This is a genomic window from Pontibacter sp. GD13, from assembly GCF_058216355.1.
In genome coordinates, this window is sequence record NZ_JBYZMQ010000009.1 from 115,409 (window position 1) to 137,918 (window position 22,510).

The following is a 22,510-nucleotide window of genomic DNA, read 5'->3' on the forward strand; positions in this document are numbered from 1 at the left end:
AACACATGTAGCTTAGCCAACTTTGTGGTAGTTCTCTTTTTTATTTGCGACATTGATTTTTACTCGTTTAACGCGCTTTGCATCAGCAGATTCTACCGTGAAATGGAAACGGCCATAGGCTACATCCTCGCCCACGCGCGGAATGCGTGAGAAAAGCGCCAGCATCAGCCCGGCCACTGACTCGTTATCGCCCTTTACCTCGTTAAAGGCATCGAACGGAATTTCGGCAATCTTACAGAAGTCGTGCAAGGATGTTTTACCGTCAAAGATAAACGTATTTTCGTCTAACTGCGAATAGATGATGTCGTCCTCGTCGTCGAACTCATCGTTGATCTCCCCAACGATTTCTTCCACAATATCCTCCAGAGTAAGCAAACCGGAGGTAACGCCATACTCATTCACCACAATGGCCATGTGCACATGCTTGTCCTTAAACTCCTGAAAAAGGTCGGATATGCGTTTGGTCTCAGGTACAAAGAAAGGCGGACGCACCAACTGCAGCCAGTTAAAGCCAGCCCCTTCGTGCAGGTGCGGAAGCAAGTCTTTTACGTAAAGGATGCCCTCTATTTTATCAGTGTTAGCGGTGTAGACGGGTACCCGCGAGTATCCCCACTGTAAAATCTGCGGCACCAGCTCCGGTAGGGTTTCGAGGGCATTAAAAGCCACCACATCTATGCGCGGGCGCATGATCTGCTTTACCGTGATGGAGCCAAAATTTACCACGCCACGCAAAATCCTGCGCTCCTCAGGCGATGTGTCCTCGTTGGTGAGGGCCATGTCCAGGCTGTGATGCAGTTCCTCTATGGTATGGTTATAGCCCCGGATCATGTAGTTTTTTTCGATGTACGCGCTGATGGAGGCCATGAGCCACGACAAAGGCATAGCAGCCTTTTGTAGCAGATGAACAAACGGAGCGATGCGTTTAACGATACGCAGTTGCTTGGTTTGGACGTACACCTTGGGCAGCACCTCGCCAAAGAACACGATGAACAGGGTGGCAAACAGCACGCAAACGATCATGGGCCCCCACGATAACGCTTTGGTGCCGAACAAATGCCAGGCAACGTAAGCAAACAGCGTGATGAGGCTTACATTGATGGCGTTGTTGAAAACCAGGATCGTATTTAAGAGCTTGCGGGGGTTTTGCAGGAGTAGGTAGGCCTTACGCTCAGCACGATTTAGGCTGGTCTTGCACTTTTCCAGCTCCTGCTCTGAGAGAGAAAAAAAAGCTGCCTCTGCTCCCGAAAGGAGAGCAGAGAGCAGCAATAAGATAATGGCGGCGAAAAACGCGGCCAGGTATTCTATCCTGAGTTCGGTAAAAGAGTTTTGTACTACTTGAAATAAACTAAAACTCAGGGGGTCTCCGGAATCTAAACTTTCCAAAATTAAACTGTTTCGTTCAACATAGGGTTAGAACGGCAGGTCGTCCGGCTCGTCGTTCTGAGGGGCAGGCGCACCCGCGTTGCTGTAGTTGCTGCCGCTGTTGGAGCCCGTTGATGCCTGAGCATGCGACTCGCTACTGTTGCTGTTGCCGCCTGCGCCACCAAGCATGGTCATGTTGTCGGCCACAATCTCAGTGCTGTAGCGCTGTACGCCCTCTTTGTCCTGGTAATTACTGGTCCTGATCTTGCCTTCAATGAAAACAGACTGGCCTTTGCGCAGGTACTTTTCCGCCACTTCGGCAAGGCCTCTCCAGAGCACCACATTGTGCCACTCGGTTCTTTCCTGCTTTTGGCCGGCTTTGTCTTTAAATGTTTCGGAAGTTGCGATAGGGAAACGTGCTACTGCTACGCCGCCTTCTAAATGACGAACCTCAGGGTCTTTGCCCAGGTTTCCGATCAGGATTACTTTGTTTACACTTGCCATGTCTTTTTTTGTCTAAATAGTGAATGAAATGGGCTACTCCGGCAACCAAGCCGGAGGCAAATATGGCTTTCTGAACTACAAATCTACACTGATTTTAGTTCAGCTTATAAATATACTAAAATCTTCGCATCTTTCAAATAGCTGTTGATAAGAATCGGCTTCGGTAAAGCTTCTATTTCAGGGGCTGTATAAGCCGTTAAACGCGTTTCAGTCAGTACTTTGTCCTTTAAACGGGATTTTAGCTTAAAACGGTAAAAACGGGCGTTTATTTTCTGATGACTCAGGATGTGTTTGTAGTCTTTTTGGGGTGTGAGTTGTGTGGTGGCCGCAATGTCAATCCCGGCGCTTTCTAATTCCTGCTCCAGCATTTCAGGCGCAAGGTCTTTGCTCTCGTTCTCATACAGGTAAAAGTCGTATAGGCCCTGCCAAATGTCGCCTTCCAGTCTTTTCCGTAGGTAAAATTCTCCCTCAAACTCCAGCACAAGGTAATGGAAGAAGCGGGGGCGGGCAGGTTTTGCCTTCGACTTGACGGGCAGTTCCTGCACCATGCCTTTGTTAAAGGCGAAACAACTTTCCTGCAGCGGACAGAACAGGCAATCGGGCATGACCGGTGTGCACTGGATGGCCCCAAACTCCATGATAGCCTGGTTAAACGTGTCGGGCTCGCTGGCAGGCACCAGCTCATTGGCCAGCTTCTGGAACACCTTGCGCGAGGCCGGGGCTGCAATGTCATCTGTTAGGCCGAAGACCCGGGCAAGCACCCTGAACACATTCCCATCCAGCACGGCAACCCGTTCTTTAAAAGCAAAAGAAGCAATAGCCGCCGCCGTGTAGCTGCCCACCCCTTTCAGTTTCAGCAGCTCCTCATAGCTATGGGGGAACACACCCTGGTGCTTTTCCGCCACTACCTGAGCCGTGTGGTGCATGTTGCGGGCCCTGGAGTAGTACCCCAGTCCTTGCCAAAGGCGCAGCACCTCGTCCTGGGGTGCCGCGGCAAGCTCCTGCACGGTAGGGTAGGCCGCCACAAACTTCTGGTAATAGGGCAGGCCCTGAGCTACCCTGGTTTGCTGCAGGATAACCTCCGATAACCAGATATAATACGGGTTGGTGGTGTTGCGCCAGGGCAGGGAGCGCTTATGCCGGCCATACCAGCTGATCAACTTATGCGAAAAATGGGAAGGGGCAGGCATGGCAAAATAAAATTGGACGCAAATTGCTTACAAGGAACGGACAAAAGTAATCATTTGTTGAAAGGGCTGCACTGCTGGCAGGCCCTGAAATATTATACTACGGGGAGCGTTATGCAGTCGGAGTTGTGGCACGGCTCTTGTTTTAGGAGCGAAAGGGATGTTAAAATCGTAAGTATCAGGCTTTAATAATTTACCATTAAAGCTTTTACTTATCGAAAAGTAAAATTACCTTTGTGCCCCGAAAATCAGAGAATTAGTTGAGTTTCTGATTTTAAACATAGGAAAGTTATCTTATTATTAAATTTATAAAAATCTAAGAAAGTGACTAAAGCAGAAGTAATATCAGAGATTGCTGATAAAACAGGAATCGATAAGGCGGATGTTCAGGCAACAATTGAGGCTTTTTTCAAAGTAGTGAAAGACTCAATGGCCGATGGAAACAACATCTACGTGAGAGGTTTTGGTAGCTTTGTGAATAAGAAGCGCGCTAAGAAAGTGGCACGTAACATTTCTAAAAACACGTCTATCATCATTGATGAGCATTTTATACCGAGCTTTAAGCCGTCTAAAACGTTTATCCAGAAGATTAAAAACAGCAAAAAGATCAAAGAGCTGGCAACTGCTTAATTTTTTGTATCTTTGCAGTTCGGATTTTGTTTAATTCAATCGCACTTACCTAAGCAGAAAGAATGTCCCGGTCCCAAATACTGATCGTTGTTGCAGCCATCGCCTTGGCGGCCGCTATGTTCTTTCTGCCAAAAGTAGTTGTAAATGAAGACGACAAAGACACTTTAGCTACGGGCCAAACAGCGGCAGCCGCATCGGATGGTCATTCTGAAGATGACGGCCATAACCACGAAGCAACAGCTGAAGCCGGGGCGGATGTTCATCAGACAGCCACCCCCGATCAGCTGATGACATTGGCAACAGCCCGTGCTAAGTTTAACAAAACCACGGATACGCAGACGCGTAACCGTTTGGCAAAAGAGTTGGGCGAGGCTTATGCCGCTGCCTCTAAGTATGACAGCGCCGGTTATTATTTTGAAATTGCGGCCAAAAGCCGCGGTGGCGAAAAGACTTATAAAAAAGCCGGTGACGCTTACTACGAAGCATTTACATTTGCCCCTACCCAGGAACGCGCCAATGAGTTAGGTTCCAAGTCCAGGAGCATGTACGAGCAGGTGCTGAAAAACAATCCATCGGACCTGGATGCAAAGACGAACATTGCCATGACCTATATTGCCAGCACCAACCCCATGCAGGGAATCATGCTGCTGCGTGAGGTGATCGCAACGGATCCGAATAATGAGAAGGCACTGTTCAATCTTGGTATTCTGTCCATTCAGTCTAACCAGTACGATAAGGCTGTGGGGCGTTTCCGCCATTTAGTGGAGGTGAACCCCCAGCATGTGGAAGGCAACTTTTACCTGGCCGTGTCGCTGGCCGAAACCGGAGAGAAGGAAGAGGCCAAGGCCTTGTTTAACAAGGTGAAAGGCTTGAGCAACGACCCTGCCCTGGCGGCCTCCGTGGAGGAGTACCTGGCCAAATTAAATTAAATTTAAAGAAATTTTCAAAACATAAATTCAAGACTATGCCTTGCGGAAAGAAAAGAAAAAGACATAAGATCGCTACACACAAAAGAAAGAAGCGTCTTAGAAAGAACAGACATAAGAAGAAGTAATTTCTTCTGCGTTTCTTGAGGCCCACATTGCTTTGCAATAGTGGGCTTTGGTCTATACATCCAACTAATCTTTGAGAGAAATTGAGTAATGAACTAATCATCAATTCTACTCAAGATGGAGAGCGCATCGCCCTTTTACAAGACAAAAGACTGGTAGAGTATCACTTCGAGCGTAAAGACACAAATTACATCGTTGGCGATATTTTCCTGGGCACCGTCAAAAAGGTAATGCCAGGCCTAAATGCTGCTTTTATTGATATTGGCTACCAGAAGGATGCTTTTTTGCATTACCATGATCTGGGAGCCAACATCAAGACACTGAACAAGTACCTAAAAGTAGTACAGACTCAGAAGAACGCAACGCCGAAACTTAACCAGTTAAAATTTGAGCCTGAGATAGACAAACTCGGAAAAATAGCGGATGTCCTTAAAAAAGGGCAGCAGCTGTTAGTCCAGATTGTAAAAGAACCTATTTCTACAAAAGGCCCACGCCTGTCCTGCGAGATTTCTTTGGCTGGCCGTTTTCTGGTACTCGTGCCGTTTTCAAACACGGTAAGCGTATCCAAGAAGATCGTCAGCAAGGAAGAACGCACACGCCTCAAGCGCCTGATCACATCGATCAAGCCGGAAAATTTTGGCGTGATCATCAGAACCGTGGCCGAAGGGCGCGAAGTGGCAGAACTCGACAGAGACCTGCGCAACATGCTTGCTAACTGGGAAGAAGGGTTTCAGACGTTGAAGACCGCTAAAACCTGTGACAAAGTCATAGGGGAGCTTAACCGTTCTTCTTCCATTTTGAGGGATTTGCTAAACGAAAGTTTTGACAACATAGTAGTAGACGATAGTCAGCTCTATGAGGAGATCAAGACGTACATCGGAAGTATTGCGCCAGATAAATTAAAAATTCTGAAGCAGTATTCCGGCAAAACCAAAACCTACGAACACTTTCACATTGAGAAACAGCTAAAGGCTGCTTTTGGTAAAACAGTAACTATACCAGGCGGAGGATACCTGGTGATAGAGCATACCGAAGCCCTGCACGTTGTGGATGTGAACAGTGGAAACAAATCTAATACTGAAAGCGATCAGGAAGCTACGGCTTTAAACGTGAACATGATGGCTGCCAGAGAGGTGTCGCGGCAACTACGCCTGCGCGACCTAGGGGGCATCATCGTTATAGACTTCATCGATATGAAGTCGCCTGAAAACCGCCAGAAAGTATACGAGGTTGTAAAAGAGGAGCTGAAAAGAGACCGATCAAAGTCTACCGTCCTCCCAATTTCAAAGTTTGGCCTGATGCAGATCACACGGCAACGTGTACGGCCAGAGCAAAATATTATTACCGGAGAAGTTTGCCCGACTTGCGGCGGCACCGGTAAGATAACAGCCAGTATTCTGGTAACAGACCAGATTGAGGCAGCGGTGAATGACCTGCTGACAAGCCACAACCACAAAGGGCTGATAATTTACCTGCATCCGTTTGTGTATGATTATTACACAAAAGGAGTCTACTCCAAGCAGATGCAGTGGTTCTTTAAGTACTTTAAGTGGGTAAAACTTGTAAAAGATACCTCGCTGGGCGTCACAGACTTTAAAGTGATGGACGAACGGGGCGATGAAATTGAACTTCGCTCTTCTTATGTAGAAGAACCCGAGGTACTGGAAAAAGAAGAAGAGTAGCCTATACTCAAAACCAAGAAGCCGCCTGATCTTATCGGGCGGCTTCTCGGTTTTCAAATAAGCTGGGTAATGAACTAGAACTTCACGCCGATATCCAGTGAAAAGCCATTGTTTTTTAAGGAGATGTTCTTATCACCGAGCTGCTCGCTGTAGTAATCGTCTATATCAGACAAGCCCCTGTGGTAGGTCAGGCCGGCAAAGATCTTGGTGCTTTCACCCATCTGCATTTCGGCACCACCGCCCAGTATAGCGTCGGCTTCAAAAATGTTGAAGCGCTTGATCACCTTCTCGCTGTTAATAACTTTCTTGTCGTTCACGTTTGCGGCCACCTTCGTGTTTAGGGAGCCACCCACCTGGAAATAAACCAGCGTACCGGGTGCTACCTCGTTTGTAAATAATTTCAAAGAGATCGGAAGCTCAATGTACTGTAATGAGATATCGTCCTGTAACTTAACAGAGTTGCCGTTGCCATCGGTGCCGGAGTACGATATTTCGCTGCCTTTGCTGCGGTAAATCAAGCCGGTGCTGAAGGCATAGTTCTTCGAAAAGAAATAGTCGGCTACAACGCCCACTCCTAAATGCAGCTTGCTGCTCTCTTTCTCAAAGTTATACTTATCTTCGGCAATAAACCTGTTGCTGGAAATGGTAGGCGACAACATTAAACCGATCTCCACCTGCGCCTGAGAGGCATATCCGGCTAATAGAAACAATATTAAGAGTGTGATTTTCTTCATGGTCATAATTAAATTGAAGGGATAGTGTTACCCTAATACGTAATAACCCACTATTTTTGTACAAATATACAAGATAATGTATTATAGATTTTTAATACTTGCACTACTCCCCCTGATTTTTGGCTGCCAGCACAAAGCATGCGAAATACCCGAAGCAGTGGCCAACATTCCGGTTAAGGTGAACATAGAACGCTTGGAGAAGCCTTTTTATGCGGCGGACAGCAGGCAGGAAATGGCTGAGTTCCTGAGGGAGCATCCCCTTTTTGCGGATAAATACCTGCAAAGAAAGCAGTACCCCTCCGACTCTTTGTTGATCATGCCGCTGCTGGAGCTAACCTCTAACCCGTCCTTGGATACGCTGGTGCAGGAAGCCAACGCCCGTTTCGGAGACATGCAACAGGAAAAAAACCAGCTCGAAACTGCCTTTAAGTTTGTAAAGTATTATTACCCGACCTTTCAGGTGCCGCAGGTGAAAACATTTGTAACCGGACTGGGCACCATCGGCAACGACCTGTTTCTGTCGGATAGCCTGCTGGTTTTCGGGTTGGATTACTTCATTGGCAAAAACGCAAGCTATCGTCCGCAAGCCTACGATTACATACTGAAGCGTTACGAACGCGAGATGATGGTGCCTGCCGCCATGCTGCTACTTTCGAACCGATATAACAAAACCGATTTCTCTAACAGGAACCTGCTTTCTGAAATGGTGAGCATGGGCAAAGCCTATTACTTTGTGAAGCAGATCATGCCCTGTACCCCCGACTCCCTCATTATAGGCTATTCCGGGCAGCAGCTGGCCGATGTAACGCACAATGAAGGACGCATCTGGGCACACTTTATCGAGAAAAGCCTTTTGTATGAAAAAAGCCCTTTCCTGATAAATAAATACCTTGGAGAAAGGCCTTTTACCCCTGAGATAGATGCCAAAGCACCTGGGCGCCTGGGGGCATGGGTAGGCTGGCAGATCGTGCGCACCTACATGGAGCGCAACCCTGGGGTGACACTGCCTGCTTTAATGGCCGACACCGACGCGCAGAAAATTTTCAATGCGTCGAAGTATAAGCCCGAGAGGCGCAAATAAGCTGTCCTTTCAGCCAAGCACCTGATGCATATCCTCGTTTTTAACCAGCACCACCACAATCCTGACTGCCCGGCTACTTGCAGGCACTACACTTTTATACAGGAACTGGCAAAACGGCATCAGGTAACGTTGATTACAAGTGACGGATGGCGCCGAACAAAGTTAACGAATCAATACCCTTGGGTGCCGAAAGGAGTGATGCTTTATGAGTGTGCTTCTCCTTATGCCAATAAGATGGGGGTAGTGCAGCGGATGAAGTCCTTTAGCCACTACGGGGCCTATGCTTTAGCCAAAGGATTGACAATACCGAAACCCGATGTGATTTGGGCAGTGTCTACTCCTCTTACTACTCCCTGGGCCGCAGCGCAGGTAGCAAAACTGCGTAATGTTCCCTGGGTGTTTGAGGTACAGGACCTATGGCCACGGTTCCCGATTGAGATGGGAGCCGTAAAAAGTGGTCTAATGCAGCGTCAGCTCTATAAGTTGGAGGCAAACCTTTACCGCAGCGCCAGCCAGGTTATCACGCTCTCTCCCGACATGACAGCGCATGTGGAAAACATAGTAGGCAATACTCCCCGAAAGGTGCATACCATTTTAAATGGCACCGACCTTGATCTTGTACATGCCGTTAGTCCCCGGGATGTGGATAAGCTGCGCCAAAAGTATAACCTGGCCGGTAAACAGGTGGTGCTTTATGCGGGCACTTATGGCAGAGCCAACGCCATACCAACGCTCATGCAGGCCATTAAAAGTATGGCTGGGGATGAAGGAGTCGTGTTTTTACTTGCCGGGAACGGGTATTATGAGCCACGTCTTCAAGAGCTGGCCCAGGAACTGCCGAACCTACTGTTGCTGCCCCCCCAACCGAGGCATCAGGTCTCTGCGCTTTTTAAGCTGGCCAGCTTGTCTTTGGTTACGTTTAACGATTTGCCTGTGCTGGCAACCAACTCGCCTTCTAAGTTTTATGATAGCCTTGCCTGCGGCACCCCGGTGCTTGTCACCAACCCCGGCTGGACGAAAGATTTTGTGGAAGCCCATCGGGTAGGATGGTATGCGCCGCCAGCACAGCCCTTTGCCCTGGCAGCTACAATCCGTGAAGCGCTTAAGGAGCCTGAAAAGCTGCGCCAGGCAGGGGAAAACGGAGCCACCATCGCCAGCGCGCTGTTTGATAGGCAGCAAATGGTTACACGGGTAGAAGCTGTTTTGCTGGCTGCAGCAAACCACCAGAATTAAATAATCAGGCAATTATATTTTTTGGCACAAGGTTTGGAAACTTATGATTTATAGAGCGAATTGCATAAGACCATTTGCTCCTAAAAGTTTTAACTATCCAACCTTTACAGGAAATAGATGAAGAAGATTATAACCGTACTCGTATTGGGTGTGTTGATGGCAGGCACTACGTTTGCCCAGCAGGTGCCACAGAAAAAGCAACGCACAGAGCAACGTAGCAAACGCGTTGAAAAAAATAAGAAAACACCTTCAGAAATGGCGGCTCACCGGACAGAGGCGCTTACCAAAAAGTTAAACCTGAACGACGCGCAGCAACAAAGCCTTTTGGCCCTCAACCTAAAGTTTGCCCAGCAGAAACAAGATCTGCAGGCTAACCGGGGACAGGCCAGCGACAGAGAAAAGATGCGCAACGAAAGGCAGGCCATTAAAGCCCGTTATCATGCCGAGTTGAAAGGTATTCTGGATCAGAAGCAATATGCCCAATATGAAGCCCGTCGGGAAGAGATGAAGGCCAAACACCAGCAACTCCGAAAAGGGCGGCGAGAAGAGAAGCAGTAAAAAAGCTAACATAAGAGAATGCAAAAGGGGGAGGCTATTGGCATCCCCCTTTTATTTTAATGCTCTGGGGTGCTACTCTTTCAATACCATATCTATACACATAACCGCTCCCAGTATTAACAGACGGATATTGTTGTCTTGCGGTACCTAGTCGGTGATAGATAGCATATAATTATCGGCAGAGGTAAACAATTCCTTCCCGATACCCGCCCACTTTTTACTCACCTGGGCAAATTCCACATGCTCTTTTATAAACTTAAAATCCCAGCTTGTCCATTTGCCCTTTAGCGAGAACAGGTAGCTGCCGTCGGCATCCTCGATTTCAAACTTGCCGCCGATCGAAAAAAACTTCTGTTTCATTCGGCCCACTACCTGGTCGTTCTCATCCAGCACTTCCACGGTAGACATAAAAAAAGCAATTCCTCTGCGCACCGTCAGCACTTTTTCGCCATCCGCATTTTTGATCTCGATATGAAAGGGCGTCATCCGTTTATATTCCGTAAACCGGACAATTTTAGTAAAAAAACCCAGTTTCTCCTCACGGCAGGTCATGATCATCTCCTGCGTTTGTGGGTTGAAGATATCGTAATTGTTGGCGGCTTTAAACATGCCGGTGTGCTCTTTTACAAAGTATGCGTTTTGATTCAGGGTAGGGTGCATAAAGGAACAGCGACTTGGATAATTATAAAGTGGTTTTAAGTAAGCATCTTCAATATAGCTAAAATATAATATAAACCCTTATCCTATTTAATCCAGAAGGGTGCAGATCGGATAATCGGAAAGTGTGAGCTGAACAGGTATTACCTTAAAAGTGCCGACACTGGCATTTGCACTTAATTGAAACTTCAAGCGTCTTTATTATAATTTTTTATTAATTTAGACCAATTCTTTACCGGTAAAGAGTAGTTACACTTTATTTGATGATTGATAGCCAAGACGTCTTATTTAAAGACATGGAAGCGGTAAGGCAGATTTCGGTGGTGCCTGCAATGCTAAAGGTGGTTTGCGAGACAACAGGGATGGGATTTGCTGCCGTAGCCCGTGTAACAAACGATAGGTGGCTGGCATGCAGCGTGTTGGATACGGTTGAGTTTGGGTTGAAAGTAGGAGGTGAGTTGAAGGTTGAAACGACCCTTTGCAATGAAATAAGGGGTCACCTCCAACCTGTTGTTATTGACAATGTGGCCCAGGACCCACTTTACAAAAATCATCATACCCCACAGCTTTATGGGTTGCAGAGCTACATTTCGGTTCCCATCATCTTAAAGAATGGCACCTTCTTCGGGACGCTGTGCGCCATAGACTCCAAACCGGCAGAGATAAAAAGCGATAAAGTTGTGAACATGTTCACTATGTTTGCCGAACTGTTGTCCTTTCATCTGCAGAGCCTCGAACTGTTAGAAAGAAGCCATACCGCCAATATTGAATTACAACAGGAGAACAGAGCCCTGACGAGTGCCAACTTTGATTTGGATAACTTTGTTTACACAGCCTCTCACGACCTGAAGTCGCCTGTAGCCAATATAGAAGGTTTATTGGCTGCCCTTTCTGAAACTTTAGCCCGTGAAAACTTGGATAGAGATGAAGTCAGGCATATTGCCAGGCTTATGAAGTCCTCGCTAAAGCGTTTCGCTACCACTATCAACGACCTGACCACCATCGTCAGAATAGATCAACCAAGTGTTGCTGAACAGCCTGCAGTCATTGACATGTTGGAAGTGATGGAGTCTGTTAAGCAGGATTTGCATAATCAAATCGTAGAAACACAAGCCAAAATTGAAGTAACGGGTCAGGATAACCTGTTGATAAACTTCTCGAAGGCGAATTTCAAAAGCATTATTTATAATATCGTGAGTAATGGCATCAAGTACCGTTCACCGGAAAGGACCCCGCAAATACACGTGCAGGTAGAAGCGGTAGGCTGTGCAACGCATCTTACCATTACAGATAACGGCCTGGGCATCCCTCCAAATAAATTAGATGGTATATTTACAATGTTCAAGCGCTATCATGATCATGTGGAAGGAAGCGGCCTCGGCTTGTATATAGTGAAAAGAATCCTGGATAATGCTGAAAAGCGGATAGAGGTGCGCAGCACCCTCCATGAAGGCACAACCTTTACCATCATACTTTAATAATTCCGTACACCCAACTCATAAAAGCCTGCTGCAACATGTATTTGCAGCAGGCTTTTTGTATTTACAAAGCGCCCAGTTTATTCTCAGGGTCGTCCGGAATATTTGGAAAGTTTTTCTGAAAAAAGGCGCAGAAGTGGGTTAAAGGGCATTCTTCGCACTTCGGCTTTCGGGCAATGCAGATGTAGCGGCCATGAAGTATAAGCCAGTGGTGTGCCTTTGAAACAAGATCATTCGGAATGTTGGCTACGAGCTGCTTTTCTACCTCCAGCGGTGTTTTAGCGACTTTGGTTACGAGCCCCAGCCTCTTGCTTACCCTGAACACATGTGTGTCTACGGCCATGGCCGGCTGGTTCCAGATAACCGAAACTATGACGTTGGCAGTTTTGCGGCCCACGCCCGGTAGTTTTACCAGATCTTCTACCGTGCTGGGGACTTCGGAGCTAAACTGTTTCACCAGCATTTTACCCAAACCAGCCAGGTGCTTAGCCTTGTTGTTGGGGTATGAGATACTTTTGATGTAAGGGAGAATATCCTCAGGGGCAGCTTCAGCCAGGTGCTCCGGCTCCGGGAAAGCCTCAAACAAGGCAGGCGTTACCATGTTCACGCGTTTATCGGTGCACTGTGCGCTTAGCACAACGGCCAACAACAGCTGATAGGGGTTTGTATAGGCCAGTTCGGTTTCAGGCTCCGGAAAATGCTGCGTAAAATACGCAATCAGGAGCTTGTAGCGTTCTCGTTTAAGCATAAAAAAAGTTTGCAGTTGTTACAACTGCAAACTTAAGCTTTTTGAATAATTTAGTATGTTCTGAATGGAGCGGTCGCTTGGGCTTTTGAGCGCGCCACCTAAAAGGTTCTGGATCTGCAGGAGGTCTGAGCAGCTTTCGGCCAACTCGTTGTCATGCTTAAAAGTCGACTCCAGGTGTTGGCGGGCATCGGCTGCCAACTCATCATAAACATACTGGATCAACTCATTCTGAGTAGAGGTTTTTATCATATGCGAAATTAGTTTTTAGCATCTTCTTCCTCAGGTTGATCAGCGCATAGCGCATACGCCCCAAGGCAGTGTTGATGCTCACGCCGGTCGCGTCGGCTATCTCCTGAAAGCTCATGTCAGCATAATGCCGCATCATAAGCACTTCCCGCTGCGTTTGCGGCAGCGTTTGGATCAAGTCTCTCAGGCGCGCATGTGTGTCCTCTTTCACTTGAATAGACTCCGCAGAGTCCTCGGAAAAAGCCATGGTGTTAAACACATTGCTGCCATCGTCCAGCGTGATCATCGGGCTCCTTTTCTCTTTACGGAAAAAGTCGATCGCCAGGTTATGGGCGATGCGGCATATCCACGAAGAGAACTTGCCTTCTTCATTGTACCTGCCGCTTTTCATGGTGTGGATAGCCTTAATAAAAGCATCCTGCATCAGGTCTTCGGCAATGTACGTGTCCTTAACAATTAATAAGATCGTTGTGTAGACTTTGTTCTTGTGTCTGTTTACAAGCTGTTCAAACGCATTTTCTTCACCTGCGATATAGAGCGAGACCAAAGCAGAGTCGCTCAGCTGGGTAGTTGTATTCATCGTAAAGCTACATTAGTTTAACGTAGAGCTTTATATCATATTGTTGCGCTTAGGGGTTTTTGAACAAACTTTTTTTGAAGTGTAAATCAAATATATGTAATACATTTTGTTCGTGCAAGAGGAAGCGGACCAGTCTGTGAAAAAAGTTCAGGCTTTAGGTACTAGCTGCCTCTCAGCGCACGTTCTCAGGGTTATTGATTTTTTGTTATACGTTAGGAAAGTATAAATGAGAGTGCTTTTCTTTCAATTTAGTTTTCCACATATAGCTAATAGCTGGTATTCAGCCGTTTCTGTTTAATTAAGGCACTATTTTTACCTTCTTTGCTGACGATTTTATGCTGCGCGCCTGTAAAAATTATGAGCCTGGCCTTTTTAAGAAGCCATGAACATGCACATCTTCATCCGGAATATGCTGTCAATGCGCAGAGTTCTGTGGGTGGGCTCTTCTGTATAAGGCCTTAGACTGGCTGTCCGTGACCTGGCAAATAAGTGTGCCCAGCGTTTGAAGTGCACTGGGCTGGTTGGCAGGTAAAGGTGCTTTCGGGAGGGATGGCTTTTATACGGCATGCTGCCGAACAGAATTCTGCCCGAGAAAATGCATAAGTTGACTTTGCCTGTCAACTTATGCATGGAAGTTAAACGCCGCTGACAGCAGGGCATCCTTATTCGTACTGTCGTAAAAAATACCTGCCAGCGCATTTACATCAGCCTCATTTGCAGTGTCAGTTTTCATGCGTAACACACGACGGATGTCTGCTTGTTTTGAGTTGTGATGAATAAAGTCCGCACTTGGCAAATTTTTATTAGAGAATCTCCAGCTATACTTATTGGAGGCAAAGGAGCGGTAAAATCTTTTTTGACGGCTAAAATCAACCTAGTTGCTTAAATGTTTGACTGCTGTTATGACCACTTAATGCTTCAGCGCGCCAAGGCTTGCAGCACGTTAGGTGCAAGTAAAATAGAACAGCTGGCATAAAAAATCCTTCGAAAGAGCTGAGGGGCCTAACGAAGGATCGGAGTTGGTTCTAAGTGGAATCTACAAAGCGTTATCTTCTGCTATACCCCTTCAGGCGGTTTAATATAAGGAGTATGCGACGGTTAATATCACGTTCTTCCACAGCTTTGCATTGTGCTGACAGGTCGGAGGGCTTTCGGAGCTTTTCTTCCAGGGCTTTCAGGTGTTCTACATAGCAGGCCAGTGTGGTGCACGACACATTCTGGAAAGCAGTTTCCATTTTTTCGTCTGTTGCGTGCTCTTTTTTATATTTTAGGTTAATGGCCTTTGCTATTTCCACATTTATCAGATCCGTAACAGCTTCATCCGTGGTGATCTCCTGTTGACATACTTTCTTCTCAATGTTCTCCAGCAGGTCTCTTATATCATGTAATTTCATATGTTAATTTATCAATGGGTAAATAATAAATTAGGCAACGTCTTAATGTTCTCCTGTATACTTTTCAGGAGATATAGCGTTGGGTTGAATTTGATTGTTTATAAAAAAATAATAGCTCAGCGACTAAGATAACATAAGCACAATGGTCTGATTACATTCAACTAAAACAGGTGCCAATTAGCCGGGTCATTTTTCGAATTGATAACGAATCGTGAATTTTTATACTTCGTTTTAGCAGGTTGTGTTGCGGTTTATAGCTTTTACTGAGGGAATAAATTCAACCGGCTCTTACAAAGGCGGCTTGTAACGGCGATGGTGTTTTGTAAGTGTCTGTAAATTAATATTTTGTTTGTCGGGGAGCTAGGCGTTTAATTGCCAATTAAATAATATACTTCATTGCAGCTAAAGCTTCAGGGTGTTTGCTTAATTTTGTGGTTTAGAAAATGGCACAGCAACGACTCAGATGAAGGATAAGTCCACAAATGATCCTTATGCGGTTTTAAGGATACCAGAGTTCAGGCTTTACATAGCAGCCAGACTGTGCATTACGCTGGCGATGCAGATACAGGCGGTAATTGTGGGCTGGCAAATCTACGATATCACCAAAGATCCGCTTTCGCTGGGCCTGATAGGGCTGGCAGAGGCCGTTCCCTCCATCCTGGTTTCGCTGTATGCCGGGTATGTAGCCGATGTGGTGCCCCGGAAAAAAATAATATTGTCGGTTATTGCCCTGTTGTTGCTTTGTTCAGCAGCCCTGCTGTTCTTTACGCTGGATGTAAGCCAAGTATTGCAGCAGAACGGCGCCTTGCCTATTTACAGTGTTATCTTTATTAGTGGTATTGCCAGGGGCTTTATGGGGCCGGCCATTTTTTCTTTTATGCCCCAGCTGGTGCCTTCCAAGCAACTGTACGCCAACGCCATTACCTGGAGCACCACCACCTGGCAAGCGGCCTCGTTGGCCGGACCCGCCATTGGCGGCCTTATCTACGGCTTTTTTGGGGTAACCGCAGCATACACCACCGACGTGAGCCTGGTGGTGCTTTCCTTGTTTTTCTTCTCCCTGATCGGCGCGCGGGCCCTGCCCGAAAACGCCAACCCGCAAAACATGCAGGACAGCCTCCGGTCCGGCATCCAATTTGTATTCGGCAACCAAGTGATATTGAGCGCGATCTCCCTCGATCTGTTTGCCGTGCTCTTTGGGGGTGCAGTGGCGCTGTTGCCTGTGTTTGCATCCGATATACTGGACATGGGCCCGGAGGCGCTGGGCTTCATGCGCGCTGCGCCTGCCATTGGATTTGTGCTGATGGCCGTGCTCATGGCTTATTTCCCGATAGCGGCGAATGCGGGTAAAAAGATGCTCTGGTGCGTGGCGGGATTCGGGGTGTGCATCGTGCTCTTTGGTTTGTCCACCAACTTCTGGTTCTCGATGGTGCTGCTCGCCCTGAGTGGTGCTTTCGATAGCATCAGCGTCATCATCCGTTCCACCCTCATACATACCCTAACCCCGGAGTACATGAAAGGTCGGGTGTCTTCTGTGAACAGTATTTTTGTCGGCTCCTCAAACGAGATAGGCGCATTCGAATCTGGGTTCACGGCCAGGCTTTTTGGTGTGGTGCCTGCAGTCGTTTTCGGGGGCCTGATGACCCTGGGCGTAGTTGGCGTAACGGCTTTAAAGGCGGATAAATTGCGTACCCTTAATCTCAACCCCGAGGTAGCCGCGGTATAAAAACAAAGCGCGCAGCCCCAACCCATTCCGGGTGCAGGACTGCGCGCTTCTAAGAGAAAGGCAGGCTTAAGCGCTGGCTTCTTTTTTTTCTTTGGTCTGATTTTCGGTGGCGCTGGCGGCTTTGGCCTTGTGTGGGCGGCGGTTACCGAAAGTGCCTTTGGTGATTTTCCCTTTTCTTGATTTTCTATCTCCTTTTCCCATAAATGGTTTTTTAAAGTGTGTATCCACTCTTACGCAAACTATACCAGAAGAGGTAACAGACCTGAAAACTTTACTGCCGGCAGGGCCCGCGACAAAGCAAACAAAAGCTAAACCTTTTAAGAGCGGCGGGTGTTACAAAAAGATGCTTCAAACCTTAAAATGTAATGCCTGCGCCCCCTTTTCTGTTGCCAAACGCATCGGTAAAAACGGATTCGGCAAAGGCTTTCTTAAAGAGGTCAGGTATTTGTAACTTTACACGATTATCTAAAGAGAGAAACAACCTGCGCCGCTGCAATGCTTTACGCTGCCAGGTTTAAGCTTGTATGGCACACACACCAGATTATAACATAGACGAGCTGGACGCTCGACAGAACATCATCATAAAAGGGGCGCGGGTGCATAACCTGAAAGATCTCAGCGTGGCGCTCCCGCGCAATAAATTCATCGTCATAACCGGGCTTTCAGGCTCGGGCAAGTCATCGCTGGCCTTCGATACACTGTATGCCGAGGGCCAGCGGATGTACGTGGAAAGCCTGAGCTCTTACGCACGCCAGTTCCTTGGCCGAATGGATAAACCAGACGTGGACTACATCAAAGGCATTAGTCCGGCGATCGCCATCGAGCAAAAGGTAAGCATAAAGAACAACCGTTCTACCGTAGGCACCAGCACCGAGATATACGATTACCTGAAGCTGCTGTATGCCCGCATCGGGAAAACGATCTCGCCGGTGTCGGGGGAGGTGGTGAAAAAGGACAGCGTGACCGATGTGGTGGACTTCGTTTTCTCGTTGGAGGATGAGGCCCGGGTGATGATATTGGCGCCGCTCCTGCAACCCCACGACCGTACCCTTGCCAAAGAACTGGACCTGCTGCTGCAAAAGGGCTATTCGCGCATTTACGCCGACGGCCAGGTATACTTTATAGAGGAACTGCTGGAGCAGAAGAAGCCGAAACTGGGCAAAGAGATCTATATCCTCGTCGACCGTGCCGTGATCTATCAGTCGGATGAGGACCTGCAGTTCCGGATAGCGGATTCGGTGCAGACTGCCTTCTTCGAAGGCCATGGCGAGTGCCGCGTGCTGTTCGGAGAAAACGAGGAGCGCGTGTTCTCTGATAAGTTTGAGCTGGATGGCATGGTGTTCGAGGAGCCTTCGGTTAACTTTTTCAGCTTCAACAACCCTTACGGCGCTTGCCAGACCTGCGAGGGTTTCGGCAGCGTGCTGGGCATCGACCCTGATCTGGTAATTCCGGACAAAAGCCTGACGATTTACGAAGGGGCCGTAGCGCCCTGGCGAACAGATAAAATGAACGAGTGGCTGCAGCCATTGCTGAAAAATGGCATTCGCTTCGATTTCCCGATTCACCGGCCCTATAATGAGCTAAGCGAGGCGGAGCAGGAATTGCTCTGGACGGGCAACAAATATTTCGACGGCCTAAACGACTTCTTCCGGCATGTGCAGCACCAAACGCACAAGATCCAGTACCGGGTGCTGTTGTCGCGTTACCGTGGCCGCACCGCCTGCCCCGACTGCAAGGGCTCGCGCCTGCGCAAGGATGCAGGCTATGTAAAGGTAAGCGGTAAAAGTATAACCGACCTGGTGCTGATGCCCCTTACCCAGGTGCTGCCGTTTTTCCGTAACCTGGAACTGACACAGCATGAGCAGAACGTGGCCGAACGCCTGGTGATAGAAGTGGCGAACCGCTTGGGCTACCTCGAGCGCGTGGGCCTGGGCTACCTGACGCTTAACCGCCTTTCCAATACCCTGTCGGGAGGCGAGAGCCAACGCATCAACCTGGCCACCTCGTTGGGCAGTGCCCTTGTCGGTTCTATGTATATCCTTGATGAGCCAAGTATCGGTTTGCACCCCAAAGACTCGGAACAACTGATTGGCGTGCTGCGCACCCTGCAACAACTGGGCAACACCGTGATTGTGGTAGAGCACGAGGAGGAAATGATGCGCGCCGCCGACCAATTGATCGATATCGGCCCGGAGGCAGGCACCGGCGGGGGGCATCTGATGTTTCAGGGCTCTTTTGAAGAACTGACTCAAAGTGCCGACACGTATACAGCAAAATATCTGTCAGGGAAGATGGAGGTGCCCGTGCCTGCCCAGCGCCGGAAGTGGCGCAATGCGATAGAGCTGATAGGCGCCCGCGAGAACAACCTGAAGAACCTGAGCGTGAAAATTCCGCTGAATGTAATGACGGTGGTAACAGGCGTGAGTGGTTCCGGCAAATCAACTTTGATCAAAAAGATACTGGCCCCGGCCATGCAAAAACTGCACGGTTCCACCTCAGAGGCCACAGGTAAGTTTGATAAACTGGCCGGCGATTACAACAAGGTCAGGCACGTGGAGTTTGTGGACCAGAACCCCATTGGCAAGTCCTCGCGCTCTAACCCGGTAACGTATGTGAAAGCCTACGATGCTATCCGGGCCCTGTATGCCGATCAGCCGCTGGCCAAAGCCCGGGGCTTTAAACCATCGCACTTCTCTTTTAACATAGAAGGAGGCCGTTGCGAGGTATGCCAGGGCGAAGGCCAGGTGAAAATTGAGATGCAGTTTATGGCCGATATCTACCTGACCTGCGAAAGCTGCCACGGACAACGCTTTAAACAAGACGTGCTGGACGTAAAGTATAAAGAGAAAAGTATCTCTGATGTGCTGGACATGACCATTGCCGACAGCATCGCGTTTTTTGCCGACCAGACCAAGATCATAGAAAAATTGCGGCCTTTGAATGAGGTAGGGCTCGGCTATATTCGTTTGGGGCAGTCGAGTAACACGTTATCGGGGGGGGAGGCCCAGCGCGTCAAGCTGGCATCTTTCCTGACCAAGGGAGCGCAGCCGCACCAGGAAGACATCCTCTTTATTTTCGATGAGCCCAGCACGGGCCTGCACTTCCACGACATCAGCAAGCTGCTCACTTCCATTAACGCACTCATTGAGAATGGCAACACCGTCGTCATCATCGAGCACAACATGGACATCATCAAATGTGCCGACTGGATTATAGACTTAGGCCCGGAAGGAGGCATTAACGGCGGATACCTGTTGTTTGAAGGCACCCCGGAAGACATGGCCAAACTGGAGGATAACCATACCGCCCGGTTCTTGAAGGGAAAGTTGTAAGCAGCAAGTATAAAGTTGAGGTATGGGGAGGCCGCTGCAACTATATGTGCAGCGGCCTTTTTGTTTTCCGGTTCCAAACACCCCTTTATCCCCTCCTTGGTGTATAGGGGGCAGGGGTGGTTTGTTTTACACCTGCTACAAAGTATAAACCAAATTTTCCTATCTTGCCGTAAAGCAGCGGAGGCATTAAAACAAAATATAACCATCATCAACTCAAACTATAAAACATGAGAAAACAGATCGTTGCAGGCAACTGGAAAATGAACAAGACCTACGAAGAGGCGCTTTCGCTGGTGTCGGAGATCGACAACATGGTGAAAGATGAGGTGACCGGCGAAGTGACGGTGGTGATCGCGCCCCCTTTTCCGTTTCTGCAAAGCGTGGGCAAGCTAACACAGGGCAACATCAGGATGCACCTGGCTGCCCAAAATGTGAGCGAGCATGACAGCGGCGCCTTTACCGGCGAGGTGTCGGCTAGCATGCTTAAGTCGGTGGGCGCGGAGTACGTGATTATCGGGCACAGTGAGCGCCGCATGTACCACCACGAAGACGCGCAGACCCTTTATAAGAAACTGAAAGCAAGTATAGCACAAGGCCTGAAGCCGATCTTCTGCTGCGGCGAGCCCCTGGAAGAGCGCGATGCCGACAACCACTTTGCGTATGTGGGCAAGCAGCTGCACGATAGCCTGTCTTACCTCAGCAACGAGGAGTTTGACCAGGTAGTGGTGGCCTACGAGCCGATCTGGGCGATTGGCACCGGTCGCACGGCCAGCAGCCAGCAGGCCCAGGAAATGCACGCTTATATCCGTGAGCAACTCTCGCGCATGTTCGATGCGGAGGCTGCTTTTAACACTTCTATACTTTACGGCGGCAGCTGCAACCCGGGCAATGCGCAGGAGCTGTTCGCGCAGGAAGACGTGGATGGCGGCCTGATAGGCGGTGCATCCCTGAAATCCCGTGACTTTACGGCCATCATCAAGTCATTCTAACTAGAAATTTCTTAAAATATAAAGGCTGCCGATGCAATTTGTCGGCAGCCTTTTTTGTTAGCGCATATAGTTAAATTGATTAACTTTAAACTATGCATTTATTCTTCACTCTTTGGCTGGCGTTCATGCCCCTGCTTACAGCGCCGGTTGCTGCCCCGGCACCTGCCGTTAATGTCCCAATTGCCCGCAACTTTTGCAAAGTATACGGCTCTGTATACCTGGAGCGCGACCCAAAGTATAAAAACACAGCCGCTTTTACAGTTTTCCTGAACGAGGAGGAAGCCTTTGCGGACATGGTGGTGTACCGGGAAAATAACAAACTTTTTGCCGATGGCACGGCTATCTGGTATCTTACCCCGAGCAAAGCTTTTGCCGATCATGTGCTATATGTAACCGAAAACCGTAATTTCGCAGACTTTACCGTGCATTATACCGATGTGCGCTCGTTTGCCACTTGCCGCGAATAATACAACAATGGATTTTATAGAAGTAACCCTTACAGTAAACGCAGATTTTGCGGATATACTTACAGCCGAGTTGGGAGAACTGGGCTTCGACGCTTTTGTGGAAACAGAAGATGGCTTTAGCGCCTACATTGATGAAGACAAGTACTCGCAGGAGGAACTGGAGGAGGTATTAAACCGCTACAAGGACCTGGTGCAGGTGGCCTATGCCACGCAGAAAATTGAGCGCCAGAACTGGAACGAAGAGTGGGAGAAGAACTTTGAGCCCCTGTTCATAGGCGGAAAAGTGTCGGTGCGGGCATCGTTTCACGAGAAGCCTGCAGCGGCAAAGTATGACATCGTGATCAACCCGAAAATGTCGTTCGGCACGGGCCACCATGAAACCACCACCCTCATGATCGAGAACCAACTTACCCTGGACCACCAGAGCAAGCGCGTGCTAGACATGGGCTGCGGCACTGGTATTCTGGCGATCATGGCCGGAGAGTTGGGTGCTTCTGAGATCGTGGCAGTAGAGATAGAGGATTGGACCGTGGAGAATGCCCGTGAGAATGCCGCGCTAAACGGCTACGAAGCCATTGACGTGCGCCTGGGCGGCGCCGAAACCATTGCCGGCGACCAACCTTACGACATCATTCTGGCCAACATCAACCGGAATGTACTTTTAGATGATATGCCGGCTTACAGGGCTGTTCTGAAGCCAGCAGGCTGGCTGTTGTTAAGCGGATTCTATACCGAAGACCTGCCCCTGATCCAGGAACGCGCAGCCGAACTAAAACTCAACTTTGTTTCGCACCGCATAAAGAACAATTGGGTGTCCGCCATTTTTAAAGCAAACTAACTTACTCACAACTCAGGCTTTTACACGTTCCG

Annotated in this window: 22 protein-coding genes; 12 read left to right on the forward strand and 10 right to left on the reverse strand. The window is 48.4% G+C overall.

Annotation, left to right across the window (positions count from 1 at the left end):
* Positions 1-12: 12 nt before the first annotated feature.
* The 3 genes from gldE to mutY form a co-directional block, all read right to left on the reverse strand.
* The gene (gene gldE, locus AC4BAN_RS13255) at positions 13-1,383 is read right to left on the reverse strand and encodes a gliding motility-associated protein GldE (protein ID WP_490564890.1); all 1,371 of its coding nucleotides are present in this window, start codon (positions 1,381-1,383) and stop codon (positions 13-15) included.
* Positions 1,384-1,410: 27 nt separating this feature from the next.
* Positions 1,411-1,866 (reverse strand): single-stranded DNA-binding protein, encoded by a 456-nt coding sequence (locus AC4BAN_RS13260; RefSeq protein ID WP_490564891.1) that lies wholly within the window; start codon positions 1,864-1,866, stop codon positions 1,411-1,413.
* A 104-nt stretch (positions 1,867-1,970) separates the two neighbouring features.
* A complete protein-coding gene (gene mutY / locus AC4BAN_RS13265) occupies positions 1,971-3,056 on the reverse strand; it encodes an A/G-specific adenine glycosylase (protein WP_490564892.1) in 1,086 nt (361 codons plus the stop codon).
* A 321-nt stretch (positions 3,057-3,377) separates the two neighbouring features.
* Between mutY and AC4BAN_RS13270 the strand changes: the two genes are divergently transcribed.
* The 3 genes from AC4BAN_RS13270 (at position 3,378) to AC4BAN_RS13280 (ending at position 6,417) form a co-directional block, all read left to right on the forward strand.
* Positions 3,378-3,683: an HU family DNA-binding protein gene (locus AC4BAN_RS13270; protein WP_187068752.1), complete on the forward strand. Its 306-nt coding sequence runs from the start codon at positions 3,378-3,380 to the stop codon at positions 3,681-3,683.
* A gap of 62 nt (positions 3,684-3,745) precedes the next feature.
* Complete coding sequence (locus AC4BAN_RS13275) at positions 3,746-4,612, forward strand: tetratricopeptide repeat protein (protein WP_490564893.1); 867 nt, start codon at positions 3,746-3,748, stop codon at positions 4,610-4,612.
* 206 nt (positions 4,613-4,818) lie between these two features.
* Entirely contained in the window at positions 4,819-6,417 is a 1,599-nt protein-coding gene (locus tag AC4BAN_RS13280) for an Rne/Rng family ribonuclease (RefSeq protein ID WP_490564894.1), read from the forward strand.
* Positions 6,418-6,491: 74 nt separating this feature from the next.
* Here AC4BAN_RS13280 and AC4BAN_RS13285 read toward each other — a convergent pair whose 3' ends face one another.
* Positions 6,492-7,151, reverse strand: coding sequence for a porin family protein (locus AC4BAN_RS13285; RefSeq protein ID WP_490564895.1), 660 nt, complete (start codon positions 7,149-7,151; stop codon positions 6,492-6,494).
* Between the two features lie 76 nt (positions 7,152-7,227).
* Here AC4BAN_RS13285 and gldB point away from each other — a divergent pair, with 76 nt between their 5' ends.
* The 3 genes from gldB to AC4BAN_RS13300 all read left to right on the forward strand — a co-directional run bounded on the left by gldB (position 7,228) and on the right by AC4BAN_RS13300 (position 10,023).
* Positions 7,228-8,232, forward strand: coding sequence for a gliding motility lipoprotein GldB (gene gldB / locus AC4BAN_RS13290; protein ID WP_490564896.1), 1,005 nt, complete (start codon positions 7,228-7,230; stop codon positions 8,230-8,232).
* 24 nt (positions 8,233-8,256) lie between these two features.
* The gene (locus AC4BAN_RS13295) at positions 8,257-9,465 is read left to right on the forward strand and encodes a glycosyltransferase family 4 protein (protein WP_490564897.1); all 1,209 of its coding nucleotides are present in this window, start codon (positions 8,257-8,259) and stop codon (positions 9,463-9,465) included.
* Between the two features lie 117 nt (positions 9,466-9,582).
* Positions 9,583-10,023, forward strand: a complete 441-nt coding sequence (locus AC4BAN_RS13300; protein WP_490564898.1) for a DUF4890 domain-containing protein — start codon at positions 9,583-9,585, stop codon at positions 10,021-10,023.
* Between the two features lie 147 nt (positions 10,024-10,170).
* Here the strand turns inward: AC4BAN_RS13300 and AC4BAN_RS13305 are convergent, their stop codons facing one another.
* A complete protein-coding gene (locus tag AC4BAN_RS13305) occupies positions 10,171-10,683 on the reverse strand; it encodes an LURP-one-related family protein (protein ID WP_490564899.1) in 513 nt (170 codons plus the stop codon).
* A 293-nt stretch (positions 10,684-10,976) separates the two neighbouring features.
* On the opposite strand from AC4BAN_RS13305, the gene AC4BAN_RS13310 reads away from it, so the two are divergent.
* Positions 10,977-12,158 carry a sensor histidine kinase gene (locus tag AC4BAN_RS13310; RefSeq protein ID WP_490564900.1) on the forward strand — a complete coding sequence of 394 codons (1,182 nt, stop codon included), beginning with the start codon at positions 10,977-10,979 and terminating at the stop codon, positions 12,156-12,158.
* Between the two features lie 64 nt (positions 12,159-12,222).
* On the opposite strand, the gene nth is transcribed toward AC4BAN_RS13310, so the two are convergent.
* The 4 genes from nth to AC4BAN_RS13330 all read right to left on the reverse strand — a co-directional run bounded on the left by nth (position 12,223) and on the right by AC4BAN_RS13330 (position 15,126).
* Positions 12,223-12,906, reverse strand: coding sequence for an endonuclease III (gene nth, locus AC4BAN_RS13315; RefSeq protein WP_490564901.1), 684 nt, complete (start codon positions 12,904-12,906; stop codon positions 12,223-12,225).
* Positions 12,907-12,924: 18 nt separating this feature from the next.
* On the reverse strand, positions 12,925-13,155 hold the full coding sequence (locus tag AC4BAN_RS13320; RefSeq protein WP_490564902.1) for a hypothetical protein: 231 nt from the start codon (positions 13,153-13,155) through the stop codon (positions 12,925-12,927).
* Entirely contained in the window at positions 13,130-13,732 is a 603-nt protein-coding gene (locus AC4BAN_RS13325) for an RNA polymerase sigma factor (protein ID WP_490564903.1), read from the reverse strand. The genes AC4BAN_RS13320 and AC4BAN_RS13325 overlap by 26 nt, the downstream gene beginning before the upstream one ends.
* 1,046 nt (positions 13,733-14,778) lie before the next feature.
* Positions 14,779-15,126, reverse strand: a complete 348-nt coding sequence (locus AC4BAN_RS13330; protein ID WP_490564904.1) for a hypothetical protein — start codon at positions 15,124-15,126, stop codon at positions 14,779-14,781.
* Between the two features lie 463 nt (positions 15,127-15,589).
* Here AC4BAN_RS13330 and AC4BAN_RS13335 point away from each other — a divergent pair, with 463 nt between their 5' ends.
* Positions 15,590-16,852, forward strand: coding sequence for an MFS transporter (locus AC4BAN_RS13335; protein ID WP_490564905.1), 1,263 nt, complete (start codon positions 15,590-15,592; stop codon positions 16,850-16,852).
* Positions 16,853-16,918: 66 nt separating this feature from the next.
* Here the strand turns inward: AC4BAN_RS13335 and AC4BAN_RS13340 are convergent, their stop codons facing one another.
* On the reverse strand, positions 16,919-17,053 hold the full coding sequence (locus tag AC4BAN_RS13340) for a 30S ribosomal protein THX (RefSeq protein ID WP_490564906.1): 135 nt from the start codon (positions 17,051-17,053) through the stop codon (positions 16,919-16,921).
* Between the two features lie 323 nt (positions 17,054-17,376).
* Between AC4BAN_RS13340 and uvrA the strand changes: the two genes are divergently transcribed.
* The 4 genes from uvrA to prmA all read left to right on the forward strand — a co-directional run bounded on the left by uvrA (position 17,377) and on the right by prmA (position 22,478).
* Positions 17,377-20,184 carry an excinuclease ABC subunit UvrA gene (gene uvrA / locus AC4BAN_RS13345; RefSeq protein ID WP_490564907.1) on the forward strand — a complete coding sequence of 936 codons (2,808 nt, stop codon included), beginning with the start codon at positions 17,377-17,379 and terminating at the stop codon, positions 20,182-20,184.
* Positions 20,185-20,411: 227 nt separating this feature from the next.
* On the forward strand, positions 20,412-21,173 hold the full coding sequence (gene tpiA, locus AC4BAN_RS13350) for a triose-phosphate isomerase (protein ID WP_490564908.1): 762 nt from the start codon (positions 20,412-20,414) through the stop codon (positions 21,171-21,173).
* Positions 21,174-21,265: 92 nt separating this feature from the next.
* Positions 21,266-21,640, forward strand: coding sequence for a 7(1) septoil knot domain-containing protein (locus tag AC4BAN_RS13355; protein WP_490564909.1), 375 nt, complete (start codon positions 21,266-21,268; stop codon positions 21,638-21,640).
* 7 nt (positions 21,641-21,647) lie between these two features.
* The gene (gene prmA / locus AC4BAN_RS13360) at positions 21,648-22,478 is read left to right on the forward strand and encodes a 50S ribosomal protein L11 methyltransferase (protein WP_490564910.1); all 831 of its coding nucleotides are present in this window, start codon (positions 21,648-21,650) and stop codon (positions 22,476-22,478) included.
* The last annotated feature ends 32 nt before the right edge of the window (positions 22,479-22,510 follow it).

Coding starts and splice junctions, on each gene's coding strand:
- AC4BAN_RS13260 (WP_490564891.1), bottom strand. CDS start 1,866: ATGGCAAGTGTAAACAAAGTAATCCTGATCGGAAACCTGGGCAAAGAC.
- mutY (WP_490564892.1), bottom strand. CDS start 3,056: ATGCCTGCCCCTTCCCATTTTTCGCATAAGTTGATCAGCTGGTATGGC.
- AC4BAN_RS13275 (WP_490564893.1), top strand. CDS start 3,746: ATGTCCCGGTCCCAAATACTGATCGTTGTTGCAGCCATCGCCTTGGCG.
- AC4BAN_RS13285 (WP_490564895.1), bottom strand. CDS start 7,151: ATGAAGAAAATCACACTCTTAATATTGTTTCTATTAGCCGGATATGCC.
- gldB (WP_490564896.1), top strand. CDS start 7,228: ATGTATTATAGATTTTTAATACTTGCACTACTCCCCCTGATTTTTGGC.
- AC4BAN_RS13295 (WP_490564897.1), top strand. CDS start 8,257: ATGCATATCCTCGTTTTTAACCAGCACCACCACAATCCTGACTGCCCG.
- AC4BAN_RS13300 (WP_490564898.1), top strand. CDS start 9,583: ATGAAGAAGATTATAACCGTACTCGTATTGGGTGTGTTGATGGCAGGC.
- AC4BAN_RS13305 (WP_490564899.1), bottom strand. CDS start 10,683: ATGCACCCTACCCTGAATCAAAACGCATACTTTGTAAAAGAGCACACC.
- AC4BAN_RS13310 (WP_490564900.1), top strand. CDS start 10,977: ATGGAAGCGGTAAGGCAGATTTCGGTGGTGCCTGCAATGCTAAAGGTG.
- nth (WP_490564901.1), bottom strand. CDS start 12,906: ATGCTTAAACGAGAACGCTACAAGCTCCTGATTGCGTATTTTACGCAG.
- AC4BAN_RS13320 (WP_490564902.1), bottom strand. CDS start 13,155: ATGATAAAAACCTCTACTCAGAATGAGTTGATCCAGTATGTTTATGAT.
- AC4BAN_RS13325 (WP_490564903.1), bottom strand. CDS start 13,732: ATGAATACAACTACCCAGCTGAGCGACTCTGCTTTGGTCTCGCTCTAT.
- AC4BAN_RS13330 (WP_490564904.1), bottom strand. CDS start 15,126: ATGAAATTACATGATATAAGAGACCTGCTGGAGAACATTGAGAAGAAA.
- AC4BAN_RS13335 (WP_490564905.1), top strand. CDS start 15,590: ATGAAGGATAAGTCCACAAATGATCCTTATGCGGTTTTAAGGATACCA.
- AC4BAN_RS13340 (WP_490564906.1), bottom strand. CDS start 17,053: ATGGGAAAAGGAGATAGAAAATCAAGAAAAGGGAAAATCACCAAAGGC.
- uvrA (WP_490564907.1), top strand. CDS start 17,377: ATGGCACACACACCAGATTATAACATAGACGAGCTGGACGCTCGACAG.
- tpiA (WP_490564908.1), top strand. CDS start 20,412: ATGAGAAAACAGATCGTTGCAGGCAACTGGAAAATGAACAAGACCTAC.
- AC4BAN_RS13355 (WP_490564909.1), top strand. CDS start 21,266: ATGCATTTATTCTTCACTCTTTGGCTGGCGTTCATGCCCCTGCTTACA.
- prmA (WP_490564910.1), top strand. CDS start 21,648: ATGGATTTTATAGAAGTAACCCTTACAGTAAACGCAGATTTTGCGGAT.